Origin of the sequence: Sphingomonas nostoxanthinifaciens, from assembly GCF_019930585.1 — a bacterium.
Classification (GTDB): Bacteria; Pseudomonadota; Alphaproteobacteria; order Sphingomonadales; family Sphingomonadaceae; genus Sphingomonas_I; species Sphingomonas_I nostoxanthinifaciens.
Window position 1 is genome coordinate 3,899,648 of the sequence record NZ_CP082839.1, and the last position, 14,542, is coordinate 3,914,189.

Here is a 14,542-nt window from a genome sequence, read left to right on the forward strand (position 1 = left end):
GCGCTCAGTTCCGCGCGCCGGCCTGCGCCGCGACGATTTGCGGACGCCCTGGGTGGTCGGCACGCGGCGTGGCGGCCAGCAGCCGCTGGAAATAGGCGCGCGCCGTGCCGGCGTCCCCGGCTGCTTTCGCGGCGGTGGCCGCCCCGAACAGCGACCAGAACCGATTGGGCTGCTGGGTCAGCGACGTCTTGAATTCGGTCAGCGCCTCGCCTGGCCGGTCGAGGCCGAGCAGCATGTCGCCGAGCAGTTCGTGCGACGGCATCAGCGGGCCGGGCGTGACCGAGCTCAATTCGCTTTTGTCTTCGAGCGCTGCGGCGGCGCGCAGGCCGTCCAGCGCTGCGGGCACCTTGCCCTCCACCAGCGCTAGCGTCGCCGCAACCTCGCGCCGCTGGATGTCGATCTGGTTGGCCCAATAGGTCTCGCCCTGCGTCGCCAGGATCGCGTGGATGCGATCGAGCGCTGCAAGTGCTGCATGCGCACCCGCCGCGTCGCCGAGATGTGCCGCGCCCAGCCCGCGCGCGAGCCAGGTGATCGCGTCGGCATAGGGAAACCGGCTCGCTACCGGCGCGAGCTGCGCCGCGCTCGCCCAATCGCGGCGCTCCAGCGCATAACGCGCGGGGATGGCGGCGCGTGCGAAAAAGGCGGCCGATGCGGGCGCGGCGCCCGTGGCATTGGCGGGATCGAAGCGCCTGAAAATCCCCGCGGAAGCATCGGCCAGGCGCTTGGCCGCAGCGTCCTGCCCGGTCTGCAGATAAGCGTAGACCAGATAATCGTCGGCATGGAGCTCGTCCGCCGGCTGGCCGGCGGCGCGCGCGGCCGCCGCCGACGCCAGATTGGTGTCGATCGACGCCTGCCAATCGCCGATGCGGGTGAAGGTGTGCGACGGCATGTGCAGCGCATGCGGCGTCGACGGCGCGATCTGGCCGTAGCGATGCGCCGCCCCGGCCGCCCGCGCGGCCAGCGCCGGATCGTCATAAGCGTGGATGATATAATGGGCGAGGCCGGGATGGTCGGGATAGCGGGCGAACAGCCGCTCGAGGATCGCCCCGGCCTTCAACTGCTTCGCGTAGGTCTTGTCGGCGGGATCCGCCGCGGCGGCGAGCGCGAGCGCATAGAAGATGCTGGCCTCGACATCGTCCGGAAAAGCGCGCGCAATCTGCTCCATGGCCTGTTCGTAGGCGAGCGCGCGCGCATCCTGATCGCGATGCGCGGGATCGGTGTAGAGCGCTGCGACGGCCTCGATATAATCGCGCTCCCGCTGCGTCTTCGGCGCGGCCGCCCGGCCGGCATTCACTGCATCGAGCCCCTGCTTCAGCTGCGCGGGCGACTTGAAGCCGGCGAACGGATTGCTCCAGCTGCTCAGCGCAATCCCCCAATAAGCAATCGCGCAGGTCGGATCGGCGGCAAGCACCGCGCGATAGCCCTCGATCGCGCGCCCGAACTGGAAGGAGTGCATCAACGCGACGGCGCGATCGAATTGCGGCTGGACGGCCGCGTCGCACGACGTCTGGAACGAGACGCTCCCCAGCCGCTCCATCGCCATGTGATCGTGCGCTGCCGGTTGCGCCTGCGCCGCGAGACCGGGAGGCATCATCATGGTGGACGCAACGATCACGATCTTGAGGATCATGGATTTGGGCCCTCAATGTTCAACGGCAGTCGCACTTGGCCACAAGTCGATCACGGCTCTTCTGCAATCTTGCACAGATTCGATCGAGGTCAACTGCACGTCGTCGGCACGATCATCTCGCGGATAGCGCGCATCCGGACCGGACATCGCTGGCGAATTACCGATGTCGCGACGGGTGCAACTCCACGATTTCCCATCGTCTCCGGCGCTTGGGTAACGGGCCGTAGCTATCGCTGCGGACCGCGCGACCCCGACCCGGCCGTTCCACGACGATGGCGGGCAGCCGCTCGCGCATCGCGGCCACTGGCGTAAAGCGCGCCATCGGCGCAGGCTGCACGACGGACAGTGAGGGAAATGGCGATGCGTCTGGCAGTGCTGATCGGCTTGATGGTGCCGGGGATCGCCCACGCCGCGGGCCCCACCTATCTGGCATGCACGATCGACACCGCGACCGGCCCGGTCGCGATCAACCTGACCGTAGACGATGTCAGCCGAAGCGTGTTCTACGAGGCGCCCGCCACCGGCTTCGCGTCGCGTCGATCGGCGACCTTCCTGCCCGACAAGATCGTGTTCGAGGTGCCACTGACGGTCGGCGCCGCTGAATTCGCCGTCAGCCGCACCGACCTGACCATCACCCGAACGGTTACCGCCAATCGCACGCCCGGCGTCGATCAGGGCAAGTGCACCAGGCAGAAGCCGGCCAAGCGCGCCTTCTGAAGGCGCGCGGCCCACGGCGCGTGCGGCCGGTCGCCCGCATCATGGACAAAGCGCACCGGCGCCGCCACTGACGCGTCGTCAAACAGCAAGGCGATCCGGCATGGCGTTCACGGCGAAGATCCTCCTCTTGGGCTCGGGCGAACTCGGGCGCGAGTTCGTGATCTCGGCCAAGCGGCTCGGCTGCCATGTCGTCGCGTGCGACAGTTATGCGGGCGCGCCGGCGATGCAGTTGGCGGATGCCAGCGAAGTGTTCTCGATGCTCGACGGAGCGAAACTGCGCGCGGCGATCGAGCGCCACCAGCCCGACTTCGTCGTGCCCGAGGTCGAGGCGATCCGCACCGAGGTGCTGGCCGAGCTGGAAAACGAGGGGGTCGCCATCGTCCCGTCGGCGCGCGCGACCGTGATGACGATGAACCGCGACGGCATCCGCGAGGTCGCGGCGGTCGAATTGGGCCTGCGGACGTCGCGCTATCGCTATGCCGAGACGCTGGACGAGGTGCGCGCGGGCGCCGCCCATACCGGCCTGCCGTGCGTCATCAAGCCGGTCATGTCGTCGTCCGGCAAAGGGCAGAGCACGGTGCGCGCCGACGGCGAGCTCGAGGCGGCGTGGAATTATGCCGTCGCCAACATGCGCGGCGACCGCAAGCGCGTGATCGTCGAGGAGTTCGTCGCGTTCGACTATGAAATCACGCTGCTGACGATACGCACCCGCGACGGCGTGCTGTTCTGCCCGCCGATCGGCCATCGGCAGGAACGCGGCGACTATCAGGAAAGCTGGCAGCCCGCCGCGATGTCCCCCGCCGCCGTCGACGCCGCGCAGGACATGGCGCGCAAGGTGGTTGACGATCTCGGCGGCTACGGGCTGTTCGGCGTCGAATTCTTCGTGAAGGGCGACGACGTGATCTTCTCCGAGCTGTCGCCGCGTCCGCACGACACCGGCATGGTCACGCTCATCTCGCAAAATCTCAGCGAGTTCGATCTCCACGCCCGCGCCATTCTCGGCCTGCCGATCCCGTCGATCGCGCTGCGTGGCCCGTCGGCCTCCGCCGTGATCCTCGCCGACCGTTCTTCCGAGAGCCTCGCTTATGGCGGCCTTGCCGACGCGCTGGCGACGCCGGGCGGAGAAATCGACGTCCGCATCTTCGGCAAGCCTACGTCGCGCCCCTATCGTCGCATGGGCGTGGCCCTGGCCCGCGCCGACACCACCGATGCCGCTCGCCGCATCGCCGCCGAAGCCGCCGCGAAGATCCATATCGCCTACGGCGAGTGAAACGGCACTGCCATCCCTGAGCAAGACCACGCCGTGCCACGGATGGCGGTGCGCCCGACATAGCCCCCGGCGCGTTTCGCCGGAAGCGCGCTGCTGTCCGCTGGGGATCAAGACCCGATCATAATGACCGAGATAATGACCGAAAAAGATCACGTTGAGGCGCGGCGCCTCGCAGCCTTGGCGCGATATGACGTGCTCGATACACCCCGCGAGGCGGTTTTCGACGAGATTGCCAGCCTGGCTGCAGCGATCTGCCGGGTGCCCATCGCCGTCGTGAATTTCATCGGCGATGGACGCCAGTTCTTCAAGGCTGAGGTCGGCCTCGGCGTGCGGGAAAACCCCGATCGAAAGCTCGTTCTGCGCCAAGGCATTATTGGAGCAGGAATTCCTGCACGTGCCCGACGCCACGATGGATGCGCGGTTCGACTGCAATCCGCTGGTGACGGGCGAACCGCACCTGCGATTCTATGCCGGCGCGCTGCTCAAGACGCCCGACGACCTGCCGATCGGCACGCTCTGCATCCTCGATTTCGAGCCGCGCGATCTCGACGACGTCCAGCGGCAGGCGTTGCGGGTGCTCGCGCGCCAGACGATGACGACGCTCGAGCTGCGCCGCTCGGCCATGGCTGCCGACGCCCAACGGGCGCGCCACCGCGCGATCGTCGACAGCGCCTCGGACTTCGGCATCATCGTCGGCGATCTGGACGGCATCATCACCGACTGGAGCGCGGGCGCCGAAGCCATCTTCGGCTGGGCCGAGCGCGAGATGGTGGGATGCCCGATCGCCAGGATCTTCACCGACGAGGATGTCGCAGCCGGAATCCCCGAGCGCGAGATGAACGGTGCGATCCGCGATGGGCATGCGCGCGACGAGCGCTGGCACGAGCGCAAGGACGGGGCACGCTTCTGGGCGAGCGGCGAGATGACGCCGTTGCGCGACGTGGCAGACCGTCACATCGGCTATGTGAAGGTTCTACGCGACCGCACGTCCGAGCACCTCGCCGCCGAGCAACTGAAGACGGCCGAAGCGCGCCTGCATCAGGCGCAGGAGGCCGGCGGCATCGGGCTGTTCACCGTCGAGGTGGCCGACGACATGCTGCGGTCCACCCCCGAATTCTGTCGGCTCTTCGGTCTGCCGGTGAGGCCCAGCTATCCGGCGGCCGAGATCGAGGCGCGCGTGATTCCCGAGGACCGGCACCTCATCTCCACGGCGGCGACGCGCAATCGCGGCGAAGCGATCCGTGCGGTCGAATATCGCATCCGCTCCGCCGACACGAACGAGCTGCGGTGGATCGCGCGGACCGGCGAGCTGGAGATCGGCGACGATGGGCGCCCTGTCCGCTTCGTCGGGGTGGCGCACGACGTCACCGAGCAACGCACGGCGCGCGATGCGCTTGCGCATAGCGAGGAACGCTATCGCGCGCTGTTCGAGGCGATCGACGACGGTTTCTGCATCATCGAATTCTTCGATGGGCCGGATGGCCCGCTGAGCGACTATGTCCACGTCGAGGCGAACCCCGGCTACGAGCGGCACACGGGCATTTCGCACATCGTGGGCAAGACGGTTCGCGAGATCGCGCAGGCGGAAGCCGACGAATGGGTCGCGCTGTACGGACGCGTGCTGCAGACCGGCGAGCCGGTGCGGTTCGAGCGCTATTTCGCCGCCGCCGGGCGCTATATCGAGGTGTCGGCCGCGCGGATCGATCCGCCCAGCCGGCGTCAGGTGTCCGTCCTGTTCCGCGACATCGACGGGCGCAGGCGCGCGGAAGACGCCTTGCGCGCCAGCGAAGCATTGGCGCGCGAGAACATCCAGCGCGTGCAGCTCGCGCTTTCGGCCGGTGCGATCATCGGTACGTGGTTGTGGGATCTGCCGAGCGACCGATTTACCGTGGACGAGGCCTTCGCGCGCGCGTTTGGTCTCGATCCGGCATTGGGACGCGTGGGTCTCAAGCTGTCGCAGATCGTCGCGACCGTTCACCCCGACGATCGCGAGGGGCTGGCGGCCGCGATCAACGAGGTGGTCGCGCGCGGCGGGGCCTATGCCCATCAATATCGCGTGCGACGCGCCGATGGCCATTATTACTGGATCGAGGCCAATGGGCGCGTCGATCATGGGCCGGACGGAACGCCGTTGAGCTTTCCCGGCGTCCTGCTCGACGTCGATACGCGCCGCGCCGTCGAGGAGGAGCGCGACCGGGTCGCCGCAGCGCTTCGGGCCTTGAACGACACGCTGGAGCAGCGCGTCGCCGAACGCACGCAAGAGTTGATGCGCGCCGAGGAACAGCTCCGCCAATCGCAGAAGATGGAAGCGGTCGGACAGCTGACCGGCGGACTGGCGCACGACTTCAACAATCTGCTCGCGGGCGTGTCGGGCGCGCTTGAGATGATCGAGATCCGCCAGCGCCAGGGCCGCCTGGCCGACGTCGACAAATATATCGTCGCCGCCCAGGGCGCGGCGCGGCGCGCCGCCGCCTTGACGCACCGGCTGCTTGCATTCTCGCGGCGGCAGACGCTGGATCCGCGGCCGACCGACGTGAATGTGCTGGTGGCGGGCATGTCCGACCTGATCCAGCGGACCGTCGGGCCCGGCATCGCGGTCGAGACCGTCGGCGCGGCATCCCTGTGGCCGGCCTTGGTCGATCCCGGCCAGCTCGAGAATGCGCTGCTCAACCTGTGCATCAATGCGCGCGACGCGATGCCCGATGGCGGGCGGATCACGATCGAGACGGCGAACAAGTGGCTCGATCGCAGCGCGGCGCGGGCGCACGACGTGCCCGAGGGCCAGTATCTCTCGCTCTGCGTGACCGACACGGGCACCGGCATGACGCCCGACGTCGTCGCGCAGGCCTTCGATCCGTTCTTCACGACCAAGCCGCTCGGCGAGGGCACCGGCCTCGGCCTGTCGATGATCTACGGCTTCGCCCAGCAATCGGGCGGGCAGGTCCGTATCTATACCGAGGTCGGCCAAGGGACCACGGTCTGCATCTACCTTCCGCGCCATTACGGGGCGATCGTCGACGAGGCCGATCCTGGTGGCGACGCGGTCGTTGCCGGCGCGGAGGCGGGCGAGACGGTGCTGATCGTCGACGACGAGCCGAGCGTGCGCATGCTCGTGGCCGACATTCTCCAGGATCTCGGCTATACGGTGATCGAGGCGTCCGACAGCGCCACGGGCCTCAAGATCCTGCAATCCGATGCGCGCATCGACCTCCTCATCAGCGATGTCGGGCTTCCGGGCGGGATGAACGGTCGTCAGATGGCCGATGCGGGGCGGCAGAGCCGGTCCGATCTGAAAATCCTGTTCATCACCGGCTATGCCGAAAACTCGGTGATCGGGAACGGCCATCTCGGGCCGGGAATGCAGGTATTGACCAAGCCGTTCGCGGTGGACGCGCTGGCGACGCGAATACGCGAGCTGATGACCGCGTGATGCGCTATGCGGCGGCGGCAGGGTCGTAGCGCCGGACTGGCCGACAAGCCTGCCGGGCTGGTATGGTTGCCCCGATCGATCTCACGGAGCCGCTATGCCTCTCGTAAAAAAGACATCTCTCGGCGGGCTCCGAACAGCCAAACCAGCCATCGCCGCGCCGCGCGCGACCCCCGCCAAGCCGCGGACGGTGCGGCGCGCGCGTGACGAGACGGTTGCCGACCGGGTCGGCGCCGCCGCGCTGGAACTGGCGAGCGGCATCGGCGAGGCCGCCTCCGCCGCTGCCGAGCTGCAGCAGGCGGTCACCGAGATCGCGCGCGGTGCCGAGGAGGCGGCCAGCGCTGCGCAGGAATCGTCGGGGCTGATCGTGACGCTGGGGCGCGGTTTCGCGAATGCGCGCGAGCAGGCGGAAATCGCGCGCCGGCAGGCGGAGCAACTGCAGGCAGGCTTCATCGAAACCAACGCCCAGATCGAGGGATCGATCGTGGCGATCGAGCTGAGTGCCGAACGCCAGCTCGCGTCGGTCGAGGTCGTCGACAAGCTCGAAAGCGGCGCGCGCGGCATTGCCGTCGTCAGCCGCGACGTCTCCGAAATCTCCGAGCAGACCAGCCTGCTGGCGCTGAATGCGGCGCTGGAGGCGGCGCGCGCGGGCGAGGCCGGCCGCGGCTTCTCGATCGTCGCCGACGAGGTGCGGGCGCTGGCGGAAACATCCGAGGCCAATGCCGCGAGCGTCGGTACGCTGTCCGAGGAGATTGCGGCGACCGTCCGAACCGTCGCCGCGCGCATCCGCGCCGCGGCTGAAGCCGCCCTTGGCGAACGGGCGGCAGGCCGCGCGGTCGCCCAGCGGTTCGCCGTCGCGCGCGCCGATCTCGCCGAACTGTCCGAGGGTACGCAGGCGATCCTGGTCGCCGCCGTCGAGGCCGACGCAGCGGCGCGCGAGGCAGCGCGTGGGGCCGAGCAGGTCGCCAGCGCGGCAGAGGAACAGGCGGCGGCGGCCAGCGAATCGCAGCAGGCCGTGCAGCAGCAGTCGATCTCGCTCGATCAAAGCCACCAGACCGCCGAGGAGCTCTCGGCGATCGCGGAGCAGCTCAAGGACGGCGACGTCGAGGGGCTGAGCCACCAGATCTCGACCGCGGCCGAGGAATTATCGGCGACGGTTCAGGAGCTTTCGGGCGCGGCCGCCCAGATCCTCGTGTCGCTCGAACAGATCGGCCGCGGCGCGGAGATTCAGGCCGCCGCGACCAGCGAGGCCGAGACGGCGGCCGGGCAGATCGAAGCCGCCGCCCGCGCCGCGCAGGATCGCGCCCGCGCCGCCGCCGACCGGATCGAGGCATTGCAGGCGCTGGCGAGCGAGGGGCGCGGCACCGTCGAAAAGCTCGCCGCGGGTGTCGGTGCCCTTCTGGGCGAGACGCGATCGGTCGCGATGGTCGTGACCGGCCTCGGCGAGACGACGCGCGGCATCGAGAAGATCGTCGACAAACTGAGCCTCGTCGCCGTCCAGATCAACATGCTGGCCGTGAGCGGCTCGGTCGAGGCGACGCGCGCGGGCGATGCCGGCACCGGCTTCGCGGTCGTCGCCACCGACATCCGCAAATTGTCGCGCGGCGCCGCCGAGAATGCCGAAAGCGCCAAGGACAATGTGCGATCGATGCAGGACCAGATCGGCGACCTGCGCCGCGATCTCGACCAGATCGCGGCGGCGGCCGAGACCGAGGTCGCCCGCAACCAGGCGGTCGTCGCCCGGCTCGACGGGATGGTCGAGGAGATTGCGGCGACGAAGGCGGCGAGCGCCATGATCCTGGCGAGCACCGAGACGATCCTGGCCGCCGTCGGCGATATCCGCGTCGGCACGGTCCGCATCGCCACTGCGGCCGAGCAGGCCGCCTCCGCGGTGAACGAGGCATCCGCGGCGGCGCGGCAGCAGGCCGACGGCGCGGAAGAACTGGCGGCCGCGATCGAGGAGATCGCATCGCTGTCCGGCGCGCTGGCGGCGGACAAGGGCTGACGATGGCGGCCGCCGCGCCCGGACAAGTCCTGTCCTTCCGTGCAGGCGGTCGCGCGCATGCGGTGGCAGCGGATGCGGTGCGCGAGATCGTGCGCCTGCCCCGCCTGACGCCGGTGCCGCACGCGCCGAAGGGGCTGGCGGGGCTCGGCAACGTCCGCGGCAGCGCGGTGCCGATCCTGTCGGTCGGCGCGCTCGAGGATCTGCCGGCGCGTTCGCAGACCACGGTGCTCGTCCTCGCACGCGAGCCGGCGGTCGGGCTGCTGGTCGACGAGGTCACCGCGATCGAGCCCGCGCGCAAGGGGCTCAAACGCCTCGATGTGGATGCGTTGCTCGCCGAGGCGTATCGTCAGGCGCCCGTCGTCGCCGGTGCCCGCCGCGCCGATCGCGTCGTCGCGAGCCCGGTGGCGCCGGCCGCGACCGAAGCACAGGTTCATCTGATCGCCTTCGCGGTGGCCGGGCAGGCCTTCGCCCTGCCGCTCGATCAGGTCGAGGAAGTGATCGCTCTGCCGGGCGATGTCGTGCCGGTGCCGCGATCCGATCCTGCCGTGGCGGGAACGACGCTGCACCGCGGCGCGCTGCTGCCGCTGCTGCGGCTCGCGCATCTGCTCGGGCTGGGCGGGGCGGAGGGGCCGGCCATCGGCGCGCGCGTCGTGATCGTGAACATTCAGGGGCGCAGGGTCGGGTTGGTCGTCGGCGCGGTGATCCGGCTCGGCGAGCATGCGATCGATCCCGTCCCGGCGGTGATCGCGCGCCGCTCGGCCGAGGCGCGCATCCAGGCGATCGGTCGCCTGCCCGACGGCCGCGGCCTGATCTCGATCCTCGCCGCCGACCAATTGCTCGACGAGGCCCTGATGGCGCAATTGGACGAGCGCAGTTCCGACACGGAGATTGAGCAGATGGCGGCCGAACAGCATGAGCGCTTCCTGCTGTTCCGCCTCGGCGACCAGAGCTTCGGCCTGCCCGCGCTCGCGGTCACGGAGGTGGTCCGCATTCCGGACGCCATCGTGCGGATCCCGCGGGCGCCGGCCTTCATCGAGGGCGTGATGAGCCTGCGCGGCCACGCCGTGCCCGTCATCGACCAGCGCCGGCGGTTCGGATCGCCGGCCGCCGCGATTGCCGGCAAGCGTGCGATCCTGCTCGCCATCGGCGCGCTCAAGGCCGCCTTCGTCGTCGACAGCGTCGATGACGTGCGGCCGATCGCGCATTCGGCGATCGGCGCGGCGCCCGAAATGGGGGCAGGGCCGCAGCTCTTCGATCGCGTCGCGTCGCTCGACGACGGCGAGCGGATGGTGCTGCTGATCGAGCCCGCCCAGCTGCTCGACGGTGCGGAACGGGATCTGCTCGCCGCGCTCGCGGCGCAGGCGGACGTCGCGTCTGCGTGACCCGCCTCCTGATTGTCGATGATTCGCCGCTGATGCGGCGTCTCCTCACCGACATCTTCACCGATGCCGGGTTCGAGGTCGCGGTCGCGCGCAATGCGGACGAGGCGATCGTTCGTCTCCATGCCGACAGGCCCGACGTCATCACGCTCGACATCCACATGCCCGGCGGGGATGGCCTCGCTTGCCTCGACCGGATCATGCTCGAGCGCCCGACGCCGGTGGTGATGATATCGGCGCTCACCTCGACCGGCGCCGACGAGACGCTGGAGGCGATGGAGCTGGGCGCGGTCGATTTCGTGTCCAAGCCCGCCGGCGCGATCTCGCTCGAGATCGAGAAGATCGCGGCGCCGATGGTCGAGAAGGTCCGCGCCGCCGCGACCGCCCGGATCTCGCGCACTGCCCGCCTCGCCGAACGCGTCCGACTAAAGCGCGGTACGCCGGTGCGACCACCGACGCCGCCCGAACAGCCGCGCGAGCAGCACACCTGGGTCGCGCCGGACGGCGAAGGGCTGGTGCTCGTCGGCAGCTCCACCGGCGGCCCGCCCGCGCTCGAAGCGCTGCTCGCGCCGCTTCCGGCCGACTTCCGCTGGCCGATCGTCATCGCCCAGCACATGCCGGCGAGCTTCACCGGCCAGCTTGCGGCGCGGCTCGACCGGCTCTGCGACATCGCGGTCGAGGAGGTGTCGAAGACCGTCCTGCTCCAACCCGGCCGGGCCTATATCGGTCGCGGGGGTGCCGATCTCATCATCGCCCGCAGGCGCGGCGGGCTGGTCGCGCTCGCCGCGCCCGAGGCCTCCGAATTCGCCTGGCACCCCAGCGTCGACCGGCTGGTCGAAAGCGCGATGTCGCAGGTCGCGCCCGAACGGATCATCGGCGTGTTGATGACCGGCATGGGATCCGACGGAGCTAAAGCGATGACGAAGCTGCATGAAGACGGCGGCTTCACCATCGCCGAAGCAAGGGAGACGGCCGTGATCTGGGGCATGCCCGGCTCGCTGGTCGAGCTCGGCGGCGCGGCGCGCGTCGCGCCGCTCCCCGAAATCGCCGCCGATCTGCTGGCGGCGGCGAAGTGAATCCGAGCGCCGATCCCGGCCACACCCCGCTGTTGAGCGAGGCTGAACTGCAGCAGCTCTCCCGCCTGATCTACGCCCGCACCGGCATGACCTTCGGCGAGGCCAAGCGTTATTATATCGAGCGCCGCTTCGCCGTGCGCATGGCGCGATCGGGCGCCCCGAACGCCGCGACATATCTGGCGAAGCTGCCGCTGGACGGGGCGGAGATGCAGGCGCTGATCAACGCCTTCACGATCAACGAAACCTATTTCTATCGCGAGGACGTGCAGATCGCCGCGCTCGCGCGCGACATGCTTCCCGAACTGGTCGCGGATCGCACGCCCGGATCGCTGGTGCGGATCTGGTCGATGCCGTGCTCGACCGGGGAGGAGCCGTACTCGATCGCGATCTGGCTGCTCGAAAACTGGCCGATGGTCGATGCGTGGCACATCGAGATCGTCGGCTCGGACATCGACTCCGCCGCGATCGATCAGGCGCGGCGCGGAATCTACGGGGAACGCGCGCTGCAGCGGCTGCCCACCGACGTGCGCGAGCGCTACTTCCTGCCCGAACGCAATCTGGAGCGGGAGATCATCGACGACCTGAAGGAATCGGTGCAGTTCGGCGTCGCCAACCTGATCGAGACGCGCAGCAGCCGCGCGCAGGGCAAGTTCGACGTGATCTTCTGCCGCAACCTGCTGATCTATTTCGACGACGATGCGCGTCAGCTCGCCGCCGCCCATCTGTACGACTGCCTCAACCCCGGCGGTTTCCTGTGCCTCGGCCACACCGAATCGATGAACCGGATCAGCGACCGTTTCGAACTCGTTCGGTTCGGCGACGCGATGGTCTATCGCCGTCGGTGATGGATGAGCTGCTCGCCCAATTCCTGATCGAGGGCCGCGAGCTGGTCGCGGCGGCCAACGATGCGCTGGGCCTGCTCGCCCGCCGCGCCGACGACCGGGATGCGATCGACGCCGCCTTCCGCGCCGTCCACACGCTCAAGGGATCGGTCGCGGTCTTCGACATGGCGCCGGCCGGCCGCATCCTCCACGAGGCCGAGAGCATGCTCGATCGGGCGCGCAAGGACGGCGCCGCGATCCCGCCCGACGGATTGGCGGCGCTCGTCGCCTGCATCGATCGGGTCGACGCGTGGATCGACGCCATGGAGCGCACGGGCACCCTGCCCGCCGATGCCGGCGACGTGGCCGACCGCCTGCTCGGCGGGATTGCCGACGCGCCCACGCCCGAAGCGATGTCCCAACCCGATTGGCTCGCGCCATTGGCGGAGCGCGAAGCCGACCTGCTCCAGGCGGCGGGCGCCGCGCTCGTCGCATTCCGCTATCGGCCCGATGCGGACTGCTTCTTCCGCGGCGACGATCCGCTCGCGCTGTGCGCAAGCGTGCCCGATCTCCAGGCGCTTCAGATCACGCCACGCGAGCCCTGGCCCGATCCCGAGCAGATCGAGCCCTTCCAGTGCAACCTCTGCATCGAGGGCCTGTCCGGGGCTTCGCTCGACGCGGTGCGCGCCCATTTCCGGCTGGTGAGCGATCAGGTCGCGCTGCACTTGGTTCGCCCGCAGGCCGACGCCGAGGCGCCGGTCGCGGATGCGCAGTCGCAGACGTTGCGCGTCGATATGCGCCGCATCGACGATCTGGCCGACACGCTCGGCGAGCTGATCGTCGCCGCCAACGCGCTGGAGCCGCTGGTCGCCGAGGTCTCGCGGCTCGATGCCAGCCTCGGCGCGCGGCTGCGGGTGGCGCATGGCAATGTCGAGCGGGAGGTTTCGGTCCTGCAGCGCGGCGTCCTGGCGGTGCGGCTCGTGCCGATCGCGCCGATGCTGCGACGCCTGCCGCGGATCGTGCGCGAGCTTGCCGCCGAACTCGGCAAGACGATCGATTTCGCCATCGACGGCGACAGCCTCGAGGTCGACAAGGCGATCGCCGACGCATTGTTCGAGCCGCTGCTTCACCTTGTCCGCAATGCGGTGGATCACGGCATCGAGCCTGCCGACGCGCGGGTGGCCGCCGGAAAATCGCCGAGCGGCAGGCTTCGCCTGAGCTTCGCCCGCAACGGAGAGCGGCTCGACGTCGCGCTGGCCGACGACGGGCGCGGGATCGCGCCGGCGCAGATGCGCGGGATCGCGGTCGCGCGCGGCATCGTCTCGGACGCGCAGGCGGCCGGGCTGGACGATCGCGCCGCGATCGAGCTGATCTTCGCGCCGGGCTTCTCGTCGGCGGATGCGGTTACCAGCGTGTCCGGGCGCGGCGTCGGCATGGATGCCGTGCGATCGGCGCTCGACCGGATCGACGCGCGGATCGCGATCGACAGCGAGGTCGGTCGCGGCACAATGATGCGGCTCAGCTTCCCGCTGCGTGCGATCACGACGCGGATGCTCGTCATCCGTTCGGGGCCGGATCGCTATGCCGTCCCGTTCGACAAGGTGACCGAGACCGTGATCGTGCCCGCCGCCGCGGTCGCGCCTTTGGGCAGCGGCGAGGCGCTGGTGCTGCGCGACCGTTCGGTCCCCCTCCTCCACATGGCCGAACTGCTCGGTGGCCGACGCCGGGCCTCGGGCGACCTGCGGCTGATGGTGGCGGATCATGGCAGCGAACGCGTCGCGTTCGTGGTCGACGGCTTCGATCAGCAGATCAATGCCACCGTGCGGCAGGCGACGGGCCTGCTGGGCACGATTCCCGGCGTCGCGGGCACGGCCGTGCTCGGCGACGGCGAGGTGCTGATCGTGCTCGATCCGGAAAGGCTGATCGCATGAGCATCCGCGTCGAGGGCGACGTCATCCGGTTGGAGGGCCGCTGCCGGCTCGAGGAAGCCGAGCCCCTGCTCGGTGCATTGCTCGCGAGCGCGCGACCCGAGGTTGACCTGACGGACTGCACCGCCATCCATACCGCCGTCGTGCAGATCCTGCTCGCATGCCGGCCATCGGTCAGAGGCCGGCCCGATCACCCTTTTCTGGTTCGTTACGTCCTTCCGCTGCTGACCGGGGCCGCCTCGCCTTCCGCTCCGGGCGTTCCGGCACTATGATTTGATATTCCCTTCGT

General features: G+C 69.4%; 10 protein-coding genes. 9 read left to right on the forward strand and 1 reads right to left on the reverse strand.

The window, feature by feature from the left end; translation table 11 throughout:
• Nucleotides 1-4 precede the first annotated feature (4 nt).
• Nucleotides 5-1,630 (reverse strand): hypothetical protein, encoded by a 1,626-nt coding sequence (locus K8P63_RS18540; protein WP_223797461.1) that lies wholly within the window; start codon nt 1,628-1,630, stop codon nt 5-7.
• A gap of 354 nt (nt 1,631-1,984) precedes the next feature.
• On the opposite strand from K8P63_RS18540, the gene K8P63_RS18545 reads away from it, so the two are divergent.
• From K8P63_RS18545 to K8P63_RS18585, 9 genes are all read left to right on the forward strand, one after another.
• Nucleotides 1,985-2,347: a hypothetical protein gene (locus tag K8P63_RS18545; protein ID WP_223797462.1), complete on the forward strand. Its 363-nt coding sequence runs from the start codon at nt 1,985-1,987 to the stop codon at nt 2,345-2,347.
• A gap of 100 nt (nt 2,348-2,447) precedes the next feature.
• Nucleotides 2,448-3,617, forward strand: coding sequence for a formate-dependent phosphoribosylglycinamide formyltransferase (gene purT, locus K8P63_RS18550; protein WP_223797463.1), 1,170 nt, complete (start codon nt 2,448-2,450; stop codon nt 3,615-3,617).
• A gap of 373 nt (nt 3,618-3,990) precedes the next feature.
• Entirely contained in the window at nt 3,991-7,047 is a 3,057-nt protein-coding gene (locus tag K8P63_RS18555) for a PAS domain S-box protein (RefSeq protein ID WP_223797464.1), read from the forward strand.
• A 94-nt stretch (nt 7,048-7,141) separates the two neighbouring features.
• Nucleotides 7,142-9,049, forward strand: coding sequence for a methyl-accepting chemotaxis protein (locus K8P63_RS18560; protein ID WP_223797465.1), 1,908 nt, complete (start codon nt 7,142-7,144; stop codon nt 9,047-9,049).
• A gap of 2 nt (nt 9,050-9,051) precedes the next feature.
• On the forward strand, nt 9,052-10,431 hold the full coding sequence (locus K8P63_RS18565) for a chemotaxis protein CheW (RefSeq protein WP_223797466.1): 1,380 nt from the start codon (nt 9,052-9,054) through the stop codon (nt 10,429-10,431).
• A complete protein-coding gene (gene cheB, locus K8P63_RS18570) occupies nt 10,428-11,504 on the forward strand; it encodes a chemotaxis-specific protein-glutamate methyltransferase CheB (protein WP_223797467.1) in 1,077 nt (358 codons plus the stop codon). Before K8P63_RS18565 ends, cheB begins: the two co-directional genes overlap by 4 nt.
• A complete protein-coding gene (locus K8P63_RS18575; protein ID WP_223797468.1) occupies nt 11,501-12,349 on the forward strand; it encodes a CheR family methyltransferase in 849 nt (282 codons plus the stop codon). The genes cheB and K8P63_RS18575 overlap by 4 nt, the downstream gene beginning before the upstream one ends.
• The gene (locus K8P63_RS18580; RefSeq protein WP_223797469.1) at nt 12,349-14,256 is read left to right on the forward strand and encodes a chemotaxis protein CheA; all 1,908 of its coding nucleotides are present in this window, start codon (nt 12,349-12,351) and stop codon (nt 14,254-14,256) included. Before K8P63_RS18575 ends, K8P63_RS18580 begins: the two co-directional genes overlap by 1 nt.
• A complete protein-coding gene (locus K8P63_RS18585; RefSeq protein ID WP_223797470.1) occupies nt 14,253-14,525 on the forward strand; it encodes a hypothetical protein in 273 nt (90 codons plus the stop codon). Before K8P63_RS18580 ends, K8P63_RS18585 begins: the two co-directional genes overlap by 4 nt.
• The last annotated feature ends 17 nt before the right edge of the window (nt 14,526-14,542 follow it).